The sequence below is a fragment of the Mycobacterium sp. IDUB_19 genome (assembly GCF_055419445.1).
On sequence record NZ_JBVAXR010000006.1, the window covers coordinates 11,486 to 35,083 of the forward strand.

Below are 23,598 nucleotides of genomic sequence, written 5' to 3' on the forward strand. Positions count from 1 at the left end.
ACCATCGATTGCGTCGAACACGGATCGTATCGCGAAACAGGCGGGAATATCGTAGCAATGCTTTTCCCAGTAAAAATAACTGCGAACCGGTCTGTAGAAATCCTCGAAGTCCGAAACACGGTCTCGCAACTCCGCGGTGGCTTTCTGGACTTCATGCGTTTTGCCGACCATGTCATGGGTGGTGGCGGTGAGCTCTCTCATCAGGCTCACCATGTGTTGCATCAGAGCGATCATTTTGGCCATTTCGTCGGCCTGTTTCAGCATGTCATTCATGCGGTCTTTTTGGAACGCCATGTTTGTCAGCTGAGATGACTGCGACATGCTCATGATGTAAGGAATGCTGGTGTGCGCGAGCGGTGTTCCCTCGGGCCGAGTAACACTCTGAACCGTAGAAACTCCGGGTACCGCGAGAATGCCCTTGGCCAATTGATTCAATACCAGCATGTCGGTGGGATTGCGTAGGTCATGATCGGCTTCGACCAAAAGGATTTCCGGCATCATCATTCGTGACTCGGGAAAATGTCGCGCAGCGGCCGCATTTCCTACGCTGGCGGGAATATCCTCGGGGATGAATTTCTGGTCGTCGTAGCTGGGGTTGTATCCCGGCAGAGTCAGCAGACCGATGAGGGCGATCGCCACCGTGGCGATGAGAATCGGCGTGGGCCAGCGAACGATCGCCGTACCAATGCGTCGCCAGCCGCGAACCTGGAGCTTCCGTTTCGGTTCGAATAGGCCGAAACGGCCTCCGACAGCCAGAAGTGCCGGCGCGAGCGTCAGGGCTACCAGCACCGCAACGGCGATGCCCACCGCGTTCGGCAGGCCCAGCGGCTGGAAATAGGGAAGCCGGGTAAAGCTCAGGCAGAGAACCGCTCCGGCGATCGTCAAACCGGATGCCAGCACAACCTTGGCGACACTGCTGAACGTGGTGTAGAAAGCGCTTTCGCGATCTTCGCCGGCCTGTCGAGCTTCCTGATATCGCCCTACGAAGAATATCCCATAGTCCGTTCCTGTGGCGATGACTGCGGCCACCAGCAGGTTCACGGCAAACGTGGTGAGACCGAGGAGGCCGTGATAGCCGAGGAACGCGACCATGCCGCGGGAGACTGTCAGTTGCAGCCCGACCATCACCAACAAAAGAATGACGGTGAAGATCGAGCGGTAGACGAGCAGCAACATAATGAAGATCACTGAAAGGCTGGCCAAAGTGACCGTTGTGACCGTCTGCTGACCCGCTTTGTTCATATCGGCGACGGTTGCGGCTGGGCCGGTGACGTAGACGTGCAGCCCCTCCGGCGCACGCAATTCCGCCACGATATTCCGGATGGCCTGTACCGATTCGTCCCCCGCGGTCGCACCTTGGCTACCGCCAAGGTTCAACTGCACATAGGCGGCCTTACCGTCGATACTTTGCGCGGCGGCCGCCGTGACCGGGTCCCCCCAGAAGTTCTGGACGTGCTGGACGTGCTTCGTATCGGCTTCCAGCCGACGAACCAGCTCGTCGTAGTACTGGTGAGCTCCCTGGCCGAGCGGCCGGTCACCCTCCAAGACGATCATCGCGAGCGCGCCGGAATTGGATTCCTTGAAATCCTGACCCAGGCGTCCCATCGCCTTGAACGAGGGCGCGTCCGCGGGATTCAGCGACACCGAATGCTGTTGCTCGACTACCTCCAGCGGGGGGACGCCGATAGTCAAGAAGACGGTGAGCCCCAGCCACCCAAGGATGATAAGTATCGAAAACCGGTGGATCGTCCGCGCTACGAATGGTCGCGCGGGCCGCTCCGTGCCCATGTTTTCGTCGCTCATGCAGCCGTCAGGACGCAGTACGTGAAGGCGTTCACCTCATGTGAGACCTTCTCGGACTTGACGGTGCCGTCGACGATGATGCGGCAGCCGATGGTGTCGGTATCACCTTGTGCCACAACATTTCCCACAATTGACGGCAGTGTCGTCGAGAGATCCATCGACCACGGCAGGGTGACTCCGTTGATGTGCTGCGGGTCGGCGTTCACGTCGAAATAGCTGATGTCGGCCACGGTACCCGGCGCTCCGAACACCTCGTACTTGAGGTGCTTGGGGTTGAACGGCTTGCTGTCTTTGACTCTGGTGTCGGCATACGACTGGTGCTTGTCGGAGCCGAAGATGCCGTGCAGCCGCGACACCGTGAATCCGCCGGCAGTCAGTACCGCCACGATCAGCAGCGGGATCCAGATCCGGCCCAGCAGCTTGAATGCTCCTGCTCCGGCATTCCGACCGCCCTTTCGCGGGCCGTCGGGTGGTTGAGATCCGGGCGAAGACTGGCGACCAAACCGCCGGAAGCGACCGGAGGGCTGACTAGCGTCCTGGCTACCCTCGCTGGCGACGTCGGACCGGGCTCGAACGTCGTGCTCGACCACCGCACCCCCTTCAACCCGTTCCTGGACTCGCTGTCTCAACCGCTTGAACATGTACCCACACCTCGGTCGCACCACGCCAGACCTGCGGCGGTCAACTCATACGAGTGGCGTTCGGCGAGTGCGATCAGATCTTGATGAGTAAACCATGCCATTGGCTCCGACATCAGATCTTTCGTCACCCGGTATGTGATCGTTACTGGAACCGCCGGCGTCAGGGCACGGTATCAAATCTGCCGAATCTCCCCGACCGGCAGGTGTTGTATGTGTCATTGTCCCCAGCAATGGTGATACATATTACATTCCCGCGCGATCCCGCGCAGAAGAGATCATCCGCGGAACGCTCGGCCATGGCCAGCTAACGAAGTGCAAGTGGTTCGTGGGCGTGCGAATTGTGGTCTTCAGATCGGCTCTGGCGATCTCGCCTCGCCGCAACGCAAGGCCCACCGATTCGCCCGACGACGTCGGCGTTCGCGGGCCTGATAGCTACCGCGTCGTGCCGCCGTCTGCGGTGGCTTGGCTCCGCGGTCTCCGGGCTGTTCAGCGGGCCCCGGCGGTGGCCGATCCGGCGGGTTCCGCACGCCGCAACCAATGAGCAACGAGAACGTTACTCGGTCGTCTCTTCGCCGTCGGTACCGTACTCTGGGCAGTCGACAGACAGCCAATGCCGTCACTGCAGGTCACTGCACTCGACGGCGCCAGCGCCCGAGCGTTGCGCCGCGCACCTGAATTGCCAAGAGGGTGTCACGAGTGCTTAACAGATCACATCAGGAACTTTGTCGAAACGACCGACCGAGCCTGTAGGCCTCCAGTATGGTTTGGAACGACCCCACGTATATCGAGAGAACGCCTGGAGAACTGTGAGCACCAATCCGTTCGACGACGATAATGGCAGTTTTTTCGTCTTGGTCAATGACGAGGAGCAACACAGCCTGTGGCCTACCTTCGCCGACGTTCCCGCGGGGTGGCGGGTGGTATACGGCGAAGCCGATCGGGCGGCTTGCTTGGACTACATCGAGCAGAACTGGCCCGATATCCGGCCGAAGAGTCTGCGTGATCGGCTGGCAGCGGGTCGGAGTTTTGATAACTAAACCGCCTGGGTATGGGGACTCGGGTGGAGCTCTGGGGGACTCACATGGAACGTGGTGAGCAGGCACACCCGCTAACGCGTGGGCAGTTGGACATTTGGCTCTCGCAGGAAACCGGTTTCGCGGGGACCGAGTGGCAGCTTGGCCTTTTGGTGCGGATCGAGGGCACCGTCGATCGCGACTTGCTGCAGCAGGCCATCCGGCAAGTGGTTGCGGAGACCGAGCCGGGCAGGGTCGCGTTCTTCGAATCGGATGGCCACGTTTTACAAAAGGCTGTGGATTATCCCGATACGGAGCTCGGCTTCTACGATTTAAGAGACGCTGATGATTCGGTGCAAAAGGCACGCGAATTGGCTTCATCAATTCAGCGCACGCCAATGCCATTCTCCGGTCCGCTTTTCACATTTGTGTTATTCCAGACACAAGATAGTGAATTCTATTTGTTCGCTGTCTGTCACCACATCGCGGTGGACGGCATGGGCATGGCGCTGGTCAGTCGCCGGGTTGCCACCATCTACACAGCCCTCGTTGCCGGTGCACCCGTGCCTGACGCATATTTCGGCTCCTTGCAGGACCTGATCGACTGCGAGTCAGGCTATGAGGCGTCCGCCGAATATCAGGACGACGAGGCCTATTGGCAGGAACACCTGCCCTCCGAAAGTGGATTCCACTATCGGCTGCCCCAGGCCACCGCCGAGCGTGACCCGTATCTGACTTCCGCGTCGGTTCAGGTGGACCCGGCAGTCGTGAGCCGAATGCAACAGTTGACGAAACAGTTGCGGGTCCGCCGGTATTCGGCCATTACCGCCGCGTGCGCGCTGCTGGTGCGCGGATGGTCTGGCAACGCTTCCGAGGTGGTGCTCGACTTCCCGGTCAGCCGCCGGGTCACCCAAGAGTCGAAACAGCTGCCCGCAATGCTCGCTGGAGTCGTCCCATTGGTGTTGGCGACATCACCGGAGTCGACGGTTGCCGATTTCGTTGCGCATGTCGACACGCGAATTCGGGAACTGTTGCAACATCAGCGTTTCCCGGTGCATGCCCTCGAGGGTGAGGGCGGCGCCAGGCAGGGCGCAAATCGCGTGGGCGTCAATTTCATCCCGTCCCGGCTGACCCTGAACCTGGCCGGCGCTCCGGCAAGTGCGACATATACGAACCACGGCCCGGTGGGTCACTTCGGGTTTTTCTTCCTCGGCGCCGGCGATCAACTCTTCCTGAGCACGGCCGGCCCTGGGCAGCCGTTCGCGAATTTCGCTGTCCCGGATCTGGCCGCGCGGTTGCAGCAGGTGTTGTTGGCGATGGTCGAGGACCCGACGGCACCGCTGTCGTCGATCGAGGCGCTGGACGCCGCTGACGCGGCCCGCATCGACGAGATCGGCAACCGAGCGGTGCTGACCGAGCCGGCCCCGGCGAAGCTGTCGATTCCGGAGGTGTTCAACGAACACGTCGAGCACACCCCCGAGGCAGTGGCGGTCACTTTCGAGGGCCGATCCACGACCTATCGGGAACTCGACGAGGCCGCTAACCGATTGGCGCACTTGCTCAGCAGCGAGGGCGTGGGCCCCGGACACTGTGTGGCCCTTCAGTTTTCCCGATCGGCCGACGCGATCGTCGCGATCCTGGCGGTTTTGAAGACGGGTGCGGCATATCTGCCGATCGACCCGGCACTGCCCAAGGCGCGAACGGAGTTCATGCTCGCCGACGCCGCGCCGACGGCCGCCGTCACCACCGCCGACCTGCTGTCACGGTTGGACGGACAGGATCTGGTGGTCATCGACGTCGCCGATCCGCGGGTCGCTGCGCAGCCCAGCACCGCATTGCCGATGCCGGACCCCGGCAACATCGCCCACATCATCTACACGTCGGGCACCACCGGTACTCCCAAAGGTGTTGCCGTCACTCATCACAACGTCACGCAGCTGTTCGCCAGCTTCGATGCCGGCCTGCCGCGGACCGGGGTGTGGTCACAGTGTCACTCCCTGTCCTTTGACTTCTCGGTCTGGGAAATCTGGGCCGCCCTGCTCGGGGGCAGGCGCCTGGTCGTAGTGCCCGAGACGGTGACCCGTTCACCGGACGACTTCCATGCCCTGCTGGTCGGTGAACACGTCAGCGTGCTCACCCAGACACCGTCGGCAGTCGGGATGCTCTCACCCGAGGGGCTGGAGACGGCGGCGCTGGTGGTCGCGGGCGAGGCCTGCCCGCCCGAGGTCATGGATCAGTGGGCGCCCGGTCGCGTGATGGTCAACGGCTACGGCCCCACCGAGACCACGGTGTGTGTGGCGATCAGCGCCCCACTGGTACCCGGATCCGGTGTGGTGCCGATCGGTTCGCCGGTTCCCGGAGCGGCGTTGTTCGTGCTGGACCGCTGGCTGAAGCCGGTGCCGCCGGGCGTGGTCGGTGAGTTGTATGTGGCCGGCGCCGGAGTGGCGTGCGGCTATGTGCGCCGGGCCGGTCTGACGTCGTCGCGCTTCGTGGCGTGCCCGTTCGGGCAGCCGGGGGAGCGGATGTATCGCACCGGAGACCTGGTCTCGTGGGGCGAGGATGGACAACTGCTTTACCTCGGGCGCGCCGACGAGCAGGTCAAGATCCGCGGGTACCGCATCGAGCTGGGTGAGGTGCAAGCCGCCCTGGCCGCGCTGGACGACGTCAAGCAAGCGGCCGTCATCGCGCGCGAGGACCGTCCCGGCGACAAGCGCCTGGTCGGCTACGTCACCGGCACCATCGACCCCGCCGCGGCGCGGACGAGGCTGGCCGAGCGGCTGCCGGCGTATATGGTCCCGGCCGCGGTGGTCGTCCTGCAGGCACTGCCGCTGACCCCTAACGGCAAGCTCGACACTCGCGCCCTGCCGGCGCCCGAATACCACAACATCGGCGGCGCCTACCGTGCTCCGACGACCGCGGTCGAAGAGGTCCTGGCCGGTATCTACTCCGAAATCCTGGGTCTCGAGCGAGTCGGCATCGATGACTCCTTCTTCGACATGGGCGGCGACAGCATTCTGTCGATGCAGGTGGTGGCCCGCGCCCGGGCGGCCGGGGTGCTGCTGCGTCCGCGCGACGTTTTCGTTGAGCAGAGCGTCGCCCGGCTGGCCCTCGTTGCCAATGTCGCCACCGGTGAGATCGGTGCGGTCGACGAGGGTCTCGGCGAGGTGGTGGCCACGCCGATCATCCGCTGGCTGCAAGACATCGATGGCCCGGTCGAGCAGTTCAACCAGTCGATGGTGGTGCAGGCCCCCGCCGGAGTAACCGAAGCCGACGTGGCGGTGGTGCTGCAGGCGTTGGTGGATCGGCATGCCACCCTGCGGATGCGGGCCGACGACGACGGTGCCGGCGGCTGGTCGCTGTGGGTGCCCGAGGTCGAGTCGCTGGAAGCCGCTGGTCTGGTGCACTCGGTCGACGTCTTGTCCGACGAGGCGCTCGTCGAAGCGCGGGCGCGGCTGAACCCGGCCACCGGGGCGATGCTCAGCGCGCTGTGGGTCACCTCGACGTCGCAGCTGGCGTTGATCATTCATCACCTGGCCGTCGATGGTGTGTCGTGGCGAATCCTGTTGGAGGACCTCAACATCGCCTGGGCCCAGCATCACAGCGGGCAAGAGGTGGAGCTGCCGGCGCCGGGCACGTCGTTCGCCCGGTGGTCGGCACTGCTCGAAGAGCACGCCCGCACCGCGGCCGTCGTACAGCAGGCGGACGCCTGGCGGCAGGTGGCATCGACCCCGGCCGCGTTGCCGGCGGTACAGCCCGCCGTCGATACGCACGCCAGCGCCGGGCGGTTGGCGGTAGACCTGGACGTCGACACCACCCGTCAGATCCTCGGCGAGGTCCCGGCCGCGTTTCACGCTGGGGTGCAAGACATTCTGTTGATTGCGTTCGGGTTGGCCTGGGCGGAATTCCTGGGCTCGACGGGCAAGCCGCTCGGCATCGACGTCGAGGGCCACGGCCGCAACGAAGAGCTGAATCCCTACGTCGACCTGTCGCGCACGGTCGGGTGGTTCACCACCAAGTACCCCGTGTCGTTGACCGTCGGCGGGCTGGACTGGGCGCGGGTCACCGCCGGCGACCCGGCGCTCGGCGCGATCATCAAGGACGCCAAGGAACAGCTGCGCGCCCTGCCCGATGGGCTGACCTACGGTCTGCTGCGCTACTTGAACCCCGAGGTAGACCTGGCCGGAACCGACCCGGCGATCGGCTTCAACTACCTGGGCCGGATGGGTGCCTCGGCGGCCGAACTCTCCGAAGACCTTTGGCGGGTCAGCCAGGAGAGCCTCGCCCTGGCCGATGCAGCCGCGGCGATACCCATGCCGCTGGCACACACCGTGGAGCTCAACGCCGGCACGATCGACAGCGAAGCCGGTCCGCACCTGCACGCCAATTGGACCTGGGCCCCTTCCGCTCTCGACGACACCCAGATCAACAGGCTCAGCCAACTGTGGTTCGACGCCCTTCTCGGCATCTGCGCGCATGTTCGCAGCGGTGGTGGCGGGCTGACGCCGTCCGATGTGGCCCCGGCGCGGCTGAGCCAGGAGCAAATCGACGACCTGTCCCGGCAGCTCCACATCGCCGACGTGCTCCCGCTGACCCCCGTGCAGCAGGGACTGTTGTTCCACACCGCGATCGCGGAGGGCTCCGGCGACGACCTGTATGCGGTGCAACTCGGCATCACCGTCACCGGACCGCTCGACGAGAAGCGGCTGCGCGAGGCCGTGCAGTCGGTGGTCAACCGGCACCCCAACCTGGCGGCGCGGTTCTGCGAACAGTTCGACGAGCCGATCCAGATCATCCCGGCCGAACCCGTCATCGGCTGGCATTACGTCGAAATGAGCGGTGCCGACGCCGAAATCGATCAGCGTGTGCAGCGGCTGTGCGCTGACGAACGTGCCGCCGTCTGCGACATCGCCGAGCAGCCGGCGTTCCGGGTGGCGTTGATCCGTACCGGAGACAACCGGCACCGGTTGATGCTGACCATCCACCACATCGTCATCGATGGCTGGTCGCTGCCGATCCTGCTGCAGGAGATCTTCACGCTCTACTACGGGCAGCGGTTGCCCGCGGCGCCGTCGTACCGAAGCTTCGTCACCTGGCTGGCCGAGCAGGATCGCGATGCCGCCCAAGCAGCGTGGGGCGAAGTGCTGGCCGGCTTCGACACGCCCACGCTGGTGAGCCCGCCCGGGCAGGCAGCGGAGCGCGGCGTCGAATCGTATCGGGTGGCTGCCGACACGACCCAGGCCCTCACCGAGCTGGCCCGCTCGCACCAAACCACCGTGAGCAACGTGCTGCAGGCGGCGTGGGCGCAGGTACTGATGTGGCTGACCGGTCACCAGGATGTCGCCTTCGGCACCGCGGTTTCCGGCCGGCCCACCGAGTTGCCCGGTGCCGAAGCGCTGGTGGGTCTGTTGATCAACACGATTCCGGTACGGGCCAACGCCACCGCGACGACGACCATCGCCGACCTGATGGGCCAGCTGCAGCGCGCCCGCAATGACACCCTCGAGTACGACCACCTGGCGCTGCGGGACATCCACCGCGTGACCGGTCACGACCAGTTGTTCGACACGCTGTTCCTCTACGAGAACTACCCGGTCGACACCGGCGCCCTGTTGGGCGTCCACGAGTTGGCCATCACCGACTTCAGCAGTCGCGAATTCAACCACTACCCACTGTCGGTGGTGGTGACGCCGGGCCACGAACTGAGCCTGCGCGTCGAATTCGACACCCAGGTCTTCGACGTGGCCACCATCGACACGCTGATCGAGCGGTTGCGGCGGGTGTTGGTCACCATGACCACCGATCCCACGCGACGCCTATCGGCGATCGATCTGCTTGACAGCGACGAGCATTCGCGACTCGAGGAGTGGGGCAACCGCGCCGTACTGACGCAGCCCGCGAGCACTCCGGTGTCGATTCCCGAGCTGTTCGCCGCGCAGGTCGCCCGCGCCCCCGAGGCCGTGGCGGTCAACTGCGGGGACCGGTCCTGGACCTACCGCGAGCTCGACGAGGCGGCAAACCGGTTGGCGCACTTGCTGTCCGATCGCGGGGCAGGCCCGGGCGAGCGAGTGGCGGTGCTGCACAACCGATCCGCCGAGGCGATCGTGTCGCTGCTGGCGGTGTTGAAGACCGGGGCGGCGTATCTGCCGATGGACCCCGCGCACCCGACGGCGCGGATGGAGTTCATGCTGTCCGACGCCGCGCCGGTCGCCGCCGTCACCACCGCGGACCTACGCCCACGGCTCGAGGCGGCCGACCTGCAGGTCATCGATATCGACGACCCGGCCGTCGGCGCCGCACCCAACACGGCATTGCCGACACCCGCGGCCGACCACGTTGCCTACATCATCTACACCTCGGGAACCACCGGTAAGCCCAAGGGCGTGGCCGTCACGCATCGCAACGTGACCCAGCTGCTGGAATCCCTCGACGCCGAAATGGAACTGGGACAGGTTTGGACACAGTGCCATTCGCTGGCCTTCGACTACTCGGTGTGGGAGATCTGGGGTGCCCTGCTGCACGGCGGCCGGGTGGTCGTGGTGCCCGACTCGATAGTCCGCTCGCCGGAAGACCTGCACGCCTTGCTGGTCAGCGAACAAGTCAGCGTCTTGAGCCAGACACCGTCGGCGTTCTATGCGCTGCAAGCCGCCGACGCGCTGGCGCCCGAGCTGGGCCAACAGCTGAAGCTTCAGACCGTCGTCTTCGGTGGCGAAGCGCTTGAGCCACAACGTCTTCAGACGTGGTTGCACAACCACCCGGGACTGCCGCGCATGATCAACATGTACGGCATCACCGAGACCACCGTGCACGCGTCGTTCCGGGAGATCGTCGACGCCGACGTCGACAGCAATAACAGCCCCATCGGGGTGCCGTTGGCGCATCTGGCCTTCTTCGTGCTGGACGGCTGGCTGCGGCCCGTCGCGCCCGGCGTGGTCGGCGAGTTGTATGTGGCCGGCGCCGGTGTGGCGAGCGGCTATATCGGCCGGGCGGACTTGACGACGACGCGGTTCGTCGCCTGCCCGTTCGGTGGTCCCGGATCGCGGATGTATCGCACCGGCGACCTGGTGTCCTGGGGTACCGATGGACAGCTGCGGTATATGGGACGCGCCGACAAGCAGGTCAAGATCCGCGGCTACCGCATCGAACTCGGTGAGATTCAGGCAGCGCTGGCCGGTTTGGGCGGGGTAGCACAGGCGGCGGTAATCGCCCGCGAGGACCGCCCCGGCGACAAGCGCCTGGTCGGCTATATCACCGGAACCGCGGACCCGAACGAGATCCGCAGCCAGCTGGCCGAGCGGCTCCCGACGTACATGGTGCCGGTCGCGGTGGTGGTGCTGGACTCGCTGCCGTTGACGGTCAACGGCAAGCTCGACACCCGCGCCCTGCCCGCGCCGGAATACTCCGATGTCGATAGCTATCGCGCACCGGCCGACGCGGTCGAGGAGATCTTGGCCGGGATCTACGCCCAGGTGCTCGGGGTGGAGCGGGTCGGTGTGGACGACTCCTTCTTCGACCTCGGCGGCGACAGCATTTTGTCGATGCAGGTGGTGGCCCGTGCCCGAGCGGCCGGTGTGATGTGCCGTCCCCGTGACGTTTTCGTCGAGCAGACCGTCGCCAAGCTGGCCCGGGTGGCCCGCCTGGCCGGCGAAGGCGGCGGCGCGGTCGACGAGGGTCTCGGCGAGGTGCTGGCCACCCCGATCATTCGCTGGCTGCGTGACACCGACGGTCCGGTCGACCAGTTCAACCAGACGATGGTGGTGCAGGCTCCCGACGGAGTGACCGAGGCCGACGCGCGAGTCGTGCTGCAGGCGTTGGTGGATCGGCACGCCATGTTGCGGCTGCGCGTCGACGACGACGGCGCCGGTGGTTGGTCGCTGTGGGTCCCCGAGGTCGGGTCGGTGGACGCGGGGTCGCTGCTGCAGTCGGTCGACGCGTTCTCCGATGACGTGCTCGTCGAGGCGCGGTCGCGGTTGAACCCGGGCGCCGGTGTGATGCTCAGTGCGGTGTGGGCCAACTCGACGTCCCAGTTGGTGCTGATCGTTCACCACCTGGCCGTGGATGGTGTGTCGTGGCGAATCCTGTTGGAAGACCTCAACATTGGCTGGGCCCAGCACCACAGCGGACAAGAGGTGGCGTTGCCGGCGCCGGGGACGTCGTTCGCCCGCTGGTCGTCGCTGCTCAATGAACATGCGCGCGTTCCCGAAGTGGTAGCCCAGGCAGAGGCGTGGCGGCAGGTGGCCGCCGTACCCGCCGCGATCCCGGCGGTGCAGCCCGGGGCGGACACGTTTGCCACGGCCGGACAACTGTCGGTCGGGCTGGACGTCGAGACGACCCGGCTGCTGCTGGGTGAGGTGCCCGCGGCGTTTCACGCTGGGGTGCAAGACATTCTGTTGATCGCGTTCGGGTTGGCCTGGGCGGAGTTCCTGGGCAACGGCGGGTCGCCGATCGGCATCGATGTCGAGGGTCACGGCCGGCATGAGGAATTGGCCGCCGAGGTGGACCTGTCGCGCACGGTCGGGTGGTTCACCACCAAGTACCCGGTGTCGCTGGCCGTTGGTGAGCTGGGCTGGGCGCAGGTGGCGGCCGGCGAGGCCGCGCTGGGCCCGGTGATCAAGGATGCCAAGGAGCAGCTGCGCGGTCTGCCCGATGCGCTGACCTACGGTCTGCTGCGCTACTTGAACCCCGACGTCGACTTGGACGGATCCGACCCGGCGATCGGGTTCAACTACCTGGGCCGTCTGGGCGCGGGCGCGTCCGACCTGTCGGGTGACCTGTGGCAGGTCTCCCAGGACGACCTGCGGACCGCCGCCTCGGCGACGGCCGTCGCCATGCCGCTGGCGCACACCGTCGAGCTCAACGCCGGAACCATGGACACCGAGGATGGCCCGCAGCTGCAAGCCAACTGGACCTGGGCGTCGTCGGCGTTTGATGAGGCTCAGGTCAATCGGTTGAGCCAGTTGTGGTTTGACGCGCTGTCGGGCATCTGCGAGCACGTGCGTGCCGGCGGCGGCGGCTTGACGCCCTCCGACCTTGCGCCCGCGCGGATGAGCCAGCAGCAGATCGACGAACTGCAGCAGCGTGACCAGATCGCCGATGTGCTGCCGCTGACCCCGTTGCAGCAGGGCCTGTTCTTCCACGCCAGTACCGCCGAAGACCTGGGCGTGCGCGGCGACGATTTGTATGCGGTGCAGCTGGACATCAGCATCAGTGGTGACGTCGACCAGGATCGGCTGCGCGATGCGGTGCACGCTGTCGTCACCCGGCACCCACACCTGGTGGCGCGCTTCAGCGGCGACTTCGACGAGCCGCTGCAGGTTCTGCCTGCTGAACCCGAATTGACTTGGCAGTACCTCGAATTGGACGACAGTGATGTCGAAGAGCAGGTTGAGCAAGTGGCCGCGGCCGAGCGTGCCGCCGTCTGCGATCTCGTCGACAAGCCGGCCTTCCGGGCGGCATTGCTGCGCACCGCAGCAGACCAATACCGGTTTGTGCTGACCAATCACCACATCGTGCTGGATGGCTGGTCGAAACCGCTTCTGCTACAAGAGATTTTCGCCAGTTACTACGGCCACCGGCTCCCCGCGGCCGTGTCGTACCGCAGGTTTGTCACCTGGCTGGCCGATCAGGATCGCAGTGCGGCCCGGGCGGCGTGGCGCGAGGTGTTCGATGGCTTTGACACCCCGACCCTGGTCGGCCCGCCGCAACGGATGGCGCTTGGGCCGCGAGGTGTCGAAGAGTTCCAGGTGTCCGCGGACACCACCCGCGCGCTGGGCGAGCTGGCCCGTTCCTGCCACACCACCGTCAGCACGGTGCTGCAGGCGGCGTGGGCGCAGCTGTTGATGCGGATGACCGGTCAGCCGGACGTCGCGTTCGGCACCGCGGTTTCGGGACGGCCGACGGACCTGCCCGGCGCGGAATCCATTGTCGGCCTGATGATCAACACGGTGCCGATCCGCGCCAACATCAACTCGGCGACCACCATCGGCGACTTGCTCGAACAACTGCAGACCTCCTACACCGACACACTTGAGCACCAGTACTTAGGGTTGAACGAAATTCACCGAATCACCGGGCACGAGCAGCTGTTCGACACCATGTTCGTCTACGAGAACTACCCGATCGACACCGCTGCGCTGTCGGGTGTCCAGGATCTGACGATCACCAGGTTCACCAACCGCGAGTACAACCACTACCCGCTCTCAGTGCAAGCCGTACCGGGCCACGAGCTGGGCCTGCGTGTCGAGTACGACACCGACGTCTTCGACAAGGCCAGCATCGAAACGCTGCTCGAGCGGTTACGGCGAGTATTGGTGGCCATGACCGACGATGCAGGGGACGAGTAATGGCCGACGGAAAACGGCGGCTGTTATCGATTGACCTCCTGGACGGGGGTGAGGTCGCGCGGTTGGACGAGTGGGGCAACCGCGCGGTGCTGACCCGGCCGGTGGCGGGCGTGACGATTGCGGAGTTGTTTGCCGCGCAGGTCGCGCAGGCCCCGGAGGCGGTCGCGCTGGTGTGCGGCGACCGGTCGTGGACCTACGGCGAGGTCGATGAGACCGCTGAGCGGTTGGCGCGGGTGCTGACCGGTCACGGCGCGGGCCCGGGTCAGACTGTGGCACTGCTGTTTTCGCGGTCGGCTGAGGCGATCGTGTCGATGGTGGCGGTGCTCAAGGCCGGAGCGGCCTACTTGCCGATCGACCCGGCACTGCCTGACGCGCGAGTGGAGTTTATGCTCGGCGATGCCACACCGGTGGCCGCCGTCACGACCGCGGCACTGCGGTCGCGATTGGACGGTACCGATCTGGTCGTCGTCGACTTCGACGACCCGGGCGCCGATCCCGGCACCGAATTGTCGGCGCCGGCGCCGGAGGATCTGGCGTACATGATTTACACCTCGGGTACGACCGGGGTGCCCAAGGGTGTGGCGATCACCCACCAGAACGCGACGTCGCTACTGGAGAAGCTGCACTCGGGCGTGCCGTCGGGCCCGGGACACGTGTGGTCGCAATGGCATTCGTATAGCTTCGACGTCTCGGTGTGGGAGATCTTCGGCGCGCTGCTGCATGGCGGCCGGTTGGTGATCGTCCCCGAAACCGTGGCCAGCTCACCGGAGGACCTGCATTCGCTGCTGGTCGCCGAGAAGGTGAACGTCCTCTGCCAAACCCCTTCTGCGGCAGCGATGTTGTCGTCGGAGAGCCTGGAATCCACGGCGGTGTTCGTGGCCGGGGAGGCGCTCCCGTCCGAGGTGGTGGATCGGTGGGCGCCGGGGCGGGTGTTGATCAACGCCTACGGTCCGACCGAGGGCACGGTCTATGCGGCGATGAGTACCTCGTTGACGCCGGGTGCGCCGGCGCCGATCGGGGTGCCGGTGCCGGGCGCGGCGCTGTTCGTGTTGGACAAGTGGTTGCGGCCCGCGCTCGAAGGCGTGACCGGCGAACTGTACATCGCCGGTCGTGGTGTGGCGTGCGGCTATCTGCGTCGGGCCGGTTTGACGGCGTCGCGGTTTGTCGCGTGCCCGTTCGGTGAGCCCGGATCGCGGATGTATCGCACCGGCGACCTGGTGCGCTGGGGTACCGACGGTCAGTTGCAATACCTGGGGCGTGCCGACGAGCAGGTCAAGATCCGTGGCTACCGCATCGAATTGGGTGAGGTTCAGGCCGCGTTGGCAGCTCTCGACGGGGTGCAGGCCGCGGCCGTCATCGCTCGCGAGGATCGTCCGGGCGACAAGCGGTTGGTCGGCTATGTGACCGTCACCGCGGATGTCGACACCGCGCAGATGCGCAGCGCGCTGGCCGAGCGGTTGCCGGCCTACATGGTCCCGTCGGCGATTGTCGTGCTCGACACGCTGCCGCTGAACGTGAGCGGCAAGCTCGACAAACGCGCCCTGCCGGCACCCGAATACGCCGGCGGCGGCGAATATCGCGCCCCAGCCGACGCGGTCGAAGAGATCCTCGCCGATATTTACGCCCAGGTGCTCGGGGTCGAGCGGGTCGGTGTGGACGACTCCTTCTTCGACCTCGGTGGCGACAGCATCCTGTCGATGCAGGTGGCGGCCCGGGCCCGGGCCGCCGGCGTGTTGTGCCGTCCCCGTGACATTTTCGTCGAGCAGACCGTGGCACGAGTCGCGCGGGTCGCCACGATGACCGACGGCGCCGACGGCGTGGTCGATGAGGGCATCGGGGAGGTGGTGGCCACCCCGATCATCCGCTGGCTGCAAGGCGTGGTGGGCCCGGTCGAGCAGTTCAACCAGACGATGGTGGTGCAGGCGCCGACCGGGGCGACCGAAGCCGACGTGGCACCCCTACTGCAGGCGTTGGTCGATCGGCATGCCACCTTACGGTTACGTGTCGAGGACGACGACGCGGGCGAGTGGTCGCTTGAGGTACCCGAAGTCGGGAGCGTGGATGCCGCCGGTCTGCTGCAGTCGGTCGACATGTTGTCCGACGAGGCTCTCGTCGAGGCGCGGTCGCGGTTGGACCCGGCCGCCGGAGTGATGCTGAGCGCGTTGTGGGTCGGCTCCACGTCACAGTTGGTGTTGATCATTCATCACCTGGCGGTCGACGGCGTGTCGTGGCGAATCCTGTTGGAAGATCTCAACATTGCGTGGGCCGAGCACCACAGCGGACAGCCGGTGGCATTGCCCCCGGGCGGGACGTCGTTTGCCCGGTGGTCGTCGCTGCTCGAAGAGCACGCGCAGCGCCCCGCGGTGACCGAGCAGGCCGAGGCGTGGCGGCGAGTGGCAGCTGTCCCGGCCGCATTGCCGGCGGTGCGCCCCGAGGTGGACACCTACGTCACCGCCGAGCAGATGTCGGCGGAGCTCGACGTCGAGACGACCCGGCTGCTGCTGGGTGAGGTGCCCGCGGCGTTTCACGCTGGGGTGCAAGACATTCTGTTGATCGCGTTCGGGTTGGCTTGGACGGAGTTCCTCGGCAACGGCGGGTCGCCGATCGGCATCGGCGTCGAGGGCCACGGGCGCCACGAAGAATTGGCCCCCAACGTCGACTTGTCGCGCACGGTCGGCTGGTTCACCACCAAGTACCCGGTGTCGCTGGCCGTGGGCGGGCTGGACTGGGCGCAGGTGTTGGCCGGTGACACGGCGCTGGGTCCGGTGATCAAGGACGCCAAGGAGCAGCTGCGCGGCCTGCCCGATCCGTTGACCTACGGTCTGCTGCGCTACTTGAACAACGACGTGGACCTGCACGGTAATGACCCGGTGATCGGGTTCAACTACCTGGGCCGCCTCGGCGCGGGCACCGCTGCCGAGCTGTCCGGGGATTTGTGGCGGATCTCCGAAGAAGGCTTGTCGGTCGCCGGTGCGGCGACCGCGGTACCCCTGCCACTCATGCACACCGTCGACCTCAACGCCGGCACCATGGACACCGAAGCGGGCCCGCATCTGCACGCCAGCTGGACGTGGGCGCCGTCGGCGCTGGACGGCGAACAGATCAGCCGCCTGAGCCGGCTGTGGTTCGAAGCGCTGACCGGTATCTGCGCACACGTGCGCAACGGCGGGGGAGGGTTGACCCCGTCCGATCTTGCGCCCGCCCGCCTGAGCCAGCAGCAGCTCGACCAGCTCGAGCAGCAGTACCATCTCGCCGACGTGTTGCCGCTGACCCCCGTGCAGCAGGGTCTGTTGTTTCACGCCAGCATCGCCCAGGGCGGCGACAACGGCGACGACGTCTATGCGGTGCAGCTGGGTGTCACCGTGGCCGGCGCCATCGACCCACACCGGCTACGCGACGCGGTGCAAAACGTGGTCAACCGGCACCCCAACCTGGCGGCGCGATTCTGCGCCCAGTTCGAGGAGCCGGTGCAGGTCATCCCCGCCGAACCCGTGATGGCCTGGCGGTACGTGCAGCTGGACAGCGACGAACTCGGCCACGACGAGCAGATCGACCGGCTGTGCGCCGAGGAACGGGACGCCGTCAGCGACCTGGCCGCCCGGCCGGCCTTCCGCGCCGCGTTGATCCGGATCGCGGAAAACAAGCACCGGTTTGTGCTCACCAACCACCACATCGTGATGGACGGGTGGTCGCTGCCGATCCTGCTGCGCGAGATCTTCGCCAGCTACTACGGGGAGCGCCTGCCCGCGCCCGCGTCGTACCGCAGCATTCTCACCTGGCTCGCCGCCCAGGACCGCGGCGCGGCCCAGGCGGCGTGGCGTCAGATGCTCGACGGCTTCGACAACCCGACGCTGGTAGGCCCCGCAACCCGGATGGGACTCGGGCGCCGACGCGTCGATTCGTATCGGGTGTCCGTCGAGACCACCCGGGAGTTGAGCACGCTGGCCCGCTCCTGCCACACCACCGTCAACACGGTGCTGCAGGCCGCGTGGGCACAGCTGCTGATGTGGCTGACCGGCCAGCGTGACGTCGCATTCGGTACCGCGGTTTCGGGACGGCCACCCGAAGTGTTGGGCTCGGAATCGATTGTGGGCCTTTTGATTAACACGGTGCCAGTGCGGGCGAACACCACCGTGTCCACTACCATCGCCGACTTGCTCGAGCAGCTGCAGAACGCTCACAACAATAGGCTCGAGCACGAGCACCTGGGGCTTACCGACATCCACCGCGCGACCGGCCACGACCAGTTGTTCGACACTCTTTTCCTGTACGAGAACTACCCGATCGACACCAACGTGCCGGTGGGCGTCCACGAGCTGGCCATCACCGACGTCACCAACCGCGAGTACAACCACTACCCGCTGTCCGTGATGGCCTTGCCGGGCCACGAATTGGGCATCCGCGTCGAATACGACACCGAGGTGTTCGACCCGGCCAGCATCGAGACGCTGGTCGAGCGGTTCCAGCGGGTACTGGTCGCCATGACCGCCGACCCGACGCAGCGGTTGTCGTCGATGGACGTGCTGGATGCCGGTGAGCATGCCCGCCTGGACGAGTGGGGCAACCGTGCGGTGCTGGCCCAGCCGGTGGTCGGGGCCACGACGATTCCGGAGATGTTCGCCGCGCAGGTGGCGCGCACCCCGGACGGAGTAGCGCTGGTCGATGGCGCGCGGTCATGGACCTACCGCGAGCTCGATGAAGCGGCCGAGCGGTTGGCGCGGTTGCTGGTCGGCCACGGGGCGGGCCCGGGTGAATGTGTGGCGCTGCTGTTTTCGCGATCGGCCGAGGCGATTGTGGCGATGGTGGCGGTGCTCAAGTCCGGAGCGGCCTATCTACCGATCGACCCGGTAATGCCCGACGCGCGGCTGGAGTTCATGCTCGGCGATGCGACACCAGTCGCCGCGCTGACCAATACTGCGCTGCGCTCGCGGTTGGACGGGGCCGATCTGCCGGTCATCGACGTCGACGACCCCGACCTGCCCATCCTTTCGGACCTCACTTTGCCGGTGGCAGCGCCTGAGGATCTGGCATACACGATTTACACCTCGGGAACGACCGGGGTGCCCAAGGGTGTGGCGATCACCCACGGGAATGCGATATCGCTACTGGAATCGCCCGACCCCGGCGCGCCCACGGGGCCGGATCAGGTGTGGTCGCAATGGCATTCGTACAGCTTCGACGTCTCGGTGTGGGAGATCTTCAGTGCCTTGCTGCACGGCTCCCGGCTGGTGGTGGTGCCCGAGTCGGCAGCGGCTTCCGCCCACGAACTGCGCGACCTGCTGGTCGCCGAACAAGTGACCGTGGTGGGTCAAACTCCGTCGGCGTTGGCGATGATGCCGTCCGAAGGGTTGGAGTCCGCGACGCTGGTGATGGCCGGGGAGGCCTGCCCGAATGAAGTGGTGGACCGGTGGGCGCCGGGGCGGGTGATGGTCAACGCTTACGGCCCGACCGAGGCCACGATCTATGCGGCGATCAGTGCGCCGATGACGGCCGGCGGCGGCGCCCCGATTGGTGTGCCGGTGCCGGGTGCGGCGTTGTTCGTGTTGGACAAATGGCTGCGGCCGGCTCCCGAGGGAGTGGTCGGCGAGCTGTACATCGCGGGTCGTGGTGTGGCGGTTGGCTATCTGCGCCGCGCCGGTTTGACTTCGTCGCGGTTTGTGGCGTGTCCGTTCGGCGGGCCGGGATCGCGGATGTATCGCACCGGTGACCTGGTGCGCTGGGGTGCCGATGGGCAGTTGCAGTACCTGGGGCGTGCCGATGAGCAGGTCAAGATCCGTGGCTACCGCATCGAACTCGGTGAGGTTCAGGCGGCGCTGGCCGCCTTGGATGGGGTGCAGGCCGCGGCGGTGATCGCTCGCGAGGACCGTCCGGGCGACAAGCGGTTGGTCGGCTATGTGACCGTCACCGGGGACGTTGATCCCGCCCAGATGCGCAGCGCGCTGGCCGAGCGGTTGCCCGCTTACATGGTCCCCGCGTCGGTGGTCGTGCTCGACACGTTGCCGCGAACGGTCAACGGCAAGCTCGACAAACGCGCGCTCCCCGCACCCGAATACCAGAATGTCGTCCGTTACACCCCGCCCGCCACGCCCACCGAGGAGATCGTGGCCGGGATATACGGCCAGGTGCTGGGCCTGGAACGGGTCGGCGTCGAGATCTCCTTCTTCGAGCTGGGCGGCGATTCGCTGTCGGCGATGCGCGTGGTTGCCGCGATCAACACCGCGTTCGATACCAACCTTTCGGTGCGAGCGCTTTTCGAGGCGCCGTCGGTCCGAAGCGTGAGTGAGCGTCTGGACAGTAACGTCGACGCGGCCGACGAAGCCGACGCCCACGGTCCGAGTTATGTTGCGGTGCACGGCCGCGACACCGAGGGACTTCGCGCCAGCGACTTGACGCTGGACAAGTTCATCGACGACACGACACTGAACATTGCTCCGACGCTGCCCGGCCCGAGTGCCGAGGCGCGCACGGTGCTGTTGACCGGGGCGACCGGCTTCTTGGGGCGCTATCTGGCCCTGGAGTGGCTCAAGCAACTGAAACGCGTTGACGGCAAGCTGATCTGCTTGGTGCGAGCCAGCTCTGATCAAGAGGCGTGGAATCGGCTGGAGAAGACCTTCGACACCGGGGACCCGCAACTGGTGGAGCACTTCCACCAGCTGGCGGCCGACCACCTCGAGGTCGTCGCCGGCGACAAGGGCGAGGCCAACCTGGGTCTCGATGAGCAGACCTGGCAGCGGCTGGCCGACACCGTCGATCTGATCGTCGATTCGGCCGCTGTGGTCAACGGTGTGCTGCCCTACCGGGAGTTGTTCGGGCCCAACGTCGTTGGAACCGCCGAGCTGATCAAGTTCGCGTTGACCACGCGGATGAAGCCCTACGCGTACGTATCGACGTCGGACCTCGGTCGCCAAGTTGAGCCATCGCTGTTCACCGAGGATGCCGACATCCGCGTCGTCAGTCCTACTCGCGTCCTCGACGGCAGCTACGCCAACGGCTACGGCAACAGCAAATGGGCGGGTGAGGTACTGCTGCGGGAGGCCAATGAGCAGTTCGGGCTTCCGGTTTCGGTGTTCCGCAGCGACATGATCCTGTCCGATGTCAGCTATGCGGGCCAGTTCAATGTCACCGATATCGTCACCCGGATGATTCTGAGCCTGGTGGCCACCGGTGTCGCGCCCGCCTCGTTCTACCAGCTCGACGAGAACGGCAACCGGCAACGGGCCCACTTCGACGGGCTGCCGGTCGAATTCGTCGCCGAGGCGATCGCGAGCCTGGGCGCCCAGGTGGTCGACGGGTTCGAGACCTATCACGTGATGAACCCGCACGACGACGGCATCGGAATCGACACGTATGTCGACTGGCTGATCGAGGCCGGCTATCCGATCAAGCGCATCGACGACTTCGGGGAGTGGGTGCGGCAGTTCGAGACCGGCCTGCGTGCGCTGCCGGATCGGCAGCGCCAGCACTCGGTGCTGCAGATGCTGCAGTTGATGATGCACAATCCCGACCAGATCCACGCGCTCGAGCCGACCCGCGGGTCGTTCGCGCCGACCGACCGGTTCCGCGCCGCGGTGCAGGAAGCGAAAATCGGCTCGGACAACGACATCCCGCACATCTCGGCGCCGGTCATCATCAAGTACGTCACCGACCTGCAGTTGGTCGGACTGCTCTAGTCAACCCCGGCACGCGCCGCGCCCGCCAGACGCCCGCGTGTTGCTGACTACGATTGCGGTGAACGCGAAGACGTTGCGCAAGTAGACCGGAGTGTTCACACGATGACATCAGCCCGCGTCCCCGGATTGCCGATCGGTGAGGCCAAGGCCGCCGCCGATGAGGCTGCCGTTCCCGACTACATGGCCGAACTCAGCATCTTCCAGGTGTTGCTCAACCATCCGCAGCTGGCACGTGCGGTCAACGACCTGCTCGCCACCATGCTGTGGCACGGTTCCCTCGACGCTCGGTTACGGGAGCTGGTGATCATGCGGATCGGCTGGCTCACCGCATGCGAATACGAATGGACACAGCACTGGCGCGTCGCCACCCGGTTGGGCGTAACGGCCGACGACCTGCTCGGCGTGCGCGATTGGCAACAGCACCACGCATTCGGGCCCACCGAGCGCGCGGTGCTGGCGGCCACCGACGACGTGGTGCGCGACGGTGTGGTCAGCGCCGAGAGCTGGGCCGCTTGTGAACGCGAATTACGAAACGACAAAACGGTTCTCGTCGAGCTCGTCACCGCGATCAGCGCGTGGCGAATGGTCTCGTCAATCCTGCAGAGCCTCGATGTCCCGTTGGAGGACGGCGTGGTGGGCTGGCCGCCCGACGGGTGTGCACCCGCGAGTTGATTGCCATGTCGGGCGATAACTCATAGCGTCGTGGCATGCGGACCAGAGTCGCCGAGATGCTCGGTGTGGAGTTCCCGATATGCGCCTTCAGCCACTGTCGCGATGTCGTCGCCGCGGTCACCAACGCAGGCGGATTCGGTGTCCTCGGTGCGGTCGCGCACAGCCCGCAGCGGCTGCAGAACGAACTGGCCTGGATCGAGGAGCAGACCGGCGGTAAGCCCTACGGCGTCGACCTGCTCCTGCCGCCCAAATATGTCGGCGCCGAGCAGGGCGGCATCGACGCGAAGCAGGTCAGGGAGCTGCTCCCTGAGGAGCACCGCGCGTTCGTCGAAGACTTGCTCGCCCGGTACGGCATCACCGCGCCGGCCGAACCGCCGCGTGCATCCGCCGGCGGCCTCAACATCTCGCCCAAGGGCTATGAGCCGCTGCTCGAAGTGGCCTTTGCGCATGACATCCGGTTGATCGCCAGTGCGCTCGGGCCGCCGCCGGCCGACCTCGTCGAACGCGCGCACGGTCACGACGTATTGGTGGCCGCGCTGGCCGGCACCACCGAGCACGCGCGACGGCACGCCGCTGCCGGCGTCGACCTGATCGTCGCGCAGGGCACCGAAGCGGGCGGCCACACCGGCGAGGTGGCGACGATGGTCCTGGTCCCCGAAGTCGTCGACGCGGTCGCACCGGTCCCGGTGCTCGCGGCGGGCGGGATCGCCCGCGGCCGCCAGATCGCGGCGGCCCTGGCTCTGGGCGCCGAGGGCGTGTGGTGTGGCTCGGTCTGGTTGACCACCGAGGAAGCCGAGACGGACCCGGTGGTCAAGGAGAAGTTCCTGGCCGCCAGTTCCTCGGACACGGTGCGATCGCGGTCGATGACGGGCAAGCCGGCGCGGATGCTGCGGACGGCCTGGACCGAGGAATGGGAGCGGCCCGAAAATCCGGCTCCGCTCGGTATGCCGTTGCAGACCACCCTGGTCACCGAACCCCAGGTGCGCATCAGCCAGGCGGCCGCTCATCCGGGCGCCAAGGCTCGTGAGCTGTCAACCTATTTCGTCGGCCAGGTGGTCGGTTCGCTCGACCGGGTCCGGCCGACCCGTTCGGTCATGCTCGACATGATCGAGGAGTTCGCCGAAACCATCGGGCGGCTGGAGAACTTGGCCGACGGCTGATCACGCGGTGGGCTGTCCGCGCGGCGCGACGTGTAGCACCCGGGCATTGAGTGTGCACTCAGGGCGGGAAATTCGCCGAAATCCCGCCGTGGACGCACAGCCAAAGCCCTGAGCGCACAGCCAACGGAAAAGGCGCCCGCGGTGGGGCACCCGCGTGGCGCGATCAGGGGTTGTGAATCACGCCACACGCCGGCCCGGTCATCGCATTCCCGCAGCTCAACGGCGTCGAAGCTGGTCGAATGCTGTGAAGACGCCTACAACTTGCCCGACACGCGCGGCATCGGATTGACCGTGCTGGG

7 protein-coding genes are annotated in these 23,598 nt (G+C 66.1%); 5 read left to right on the forward strand and 2 right to left on the reverse strand.

All coding sequences use genetic code 11. From position 1 onward, the window contains the following. Both ACZY0B_RS07375 and ACZY0B_RS07380 read right to left on the reverse strand, forming a co-directional pair. Positions 1 to 1,803 (reverse strand): MMPL family transporter (locus ACZY0B_RS07375; RefSeq protein WP_463763400.1); only part of this gene is annotated, 1,803 nt, incomplete at its 3' end. Further along, positions 1,800 to 2,219: an MmpS family transport accessory protein gene (locus ACZY0B_RS07380; RefSeq protein WP_463763545.1), complete on the reverse strand. Its 420-nt coding sequence runs from the start codon at positions 2,217 to 2,219 to the stop codon at positions 1,800 to 1,802. The genes ACZY0B_RS07375 and ACZY0B_RS07380, both read right to left, overlap by 4 nt. Before the next feature lie 1,031 nt (positions 2,220 to 3,250). On the opposite strand from ACZY0B_RS07380, the gene ACZY0B_RS07385 reads away from it, so the two are divergent. The 5 genes from ACZY0B_RS07385 (at position 3,251) to ACZY0B_RS07405 (ending at position 23,299) form a co-directional block, all read left to right on the forward strand. Then, a complete protein-coding gene (locus ACZY0B_RS07385; RefSeq protein ID WP_463763401.1) occupies positions 3,251 to 3,481 on the forward strand; it encodes an MbtH family protein in 231 nt (76 codons plus the stop codon). Positions 3,482 to 3,525: 44 nt separating this feature from the next. After that, on the forward strand, positions 3,526 to 13,797 hold the full coding sequence (locus ACZY0B_RS07390; RefSeq protein ID WP_463763402.1) for an amino acid adenylation domain-containing protein: 10,272 nt from the start codon (positions 3,526 to 3,528) through the stop codon (positions 13,795 to 13,797). Continuing rightward, positions 13,797 to 21,467 carry an amino acid adenylation domain-containing protein gene (locus ACZY0B_RS07395; protein ID WP_463763404.1) on the forward strand — a complete coding sequence of 2,557 codons (7,671 nt, stop codon included), beginning with the start codon at positions 13,797 to 13,799 and terminating at the stop codon, positions 21,465 to 21,467. Before ACZY0B_RS07390 ends, ACZY0B_RS07395 begins: the two co-directional genes overlap by 1 nt. Positions 21,468 to 21,569: 102 nt before the next feature. Then, a complete protein-coding gene (locus ACZY0B_RS07400) occupies positions 21,570 to 22,139 on the forward strand; it encodes a carboxymuconolactone decarboxylase family protein (RefSeq protein ID WP_463763405.1) in 570 nt (189 codons plus the stop codon). A 35-nt stretch (positions 22,140 to 22,174) separates the two neighbouring features. Further along, positions 22,175 to 23,299 carry an NAD(P)H-dependent flavin oxidoreductase gene (locus ACZY0B_RS07405; protein WP_463763406.1) on the forward strand — a complete coding sequence of 375 codons (1,125 nt, stop codon included), beginning with the start codon at positions 22,175 to 22,177 and terminating at the stop codon, positions 23,297 to 23,299. Positions 23,300 to 23,598: the final 299 nt, after the last annotated feature.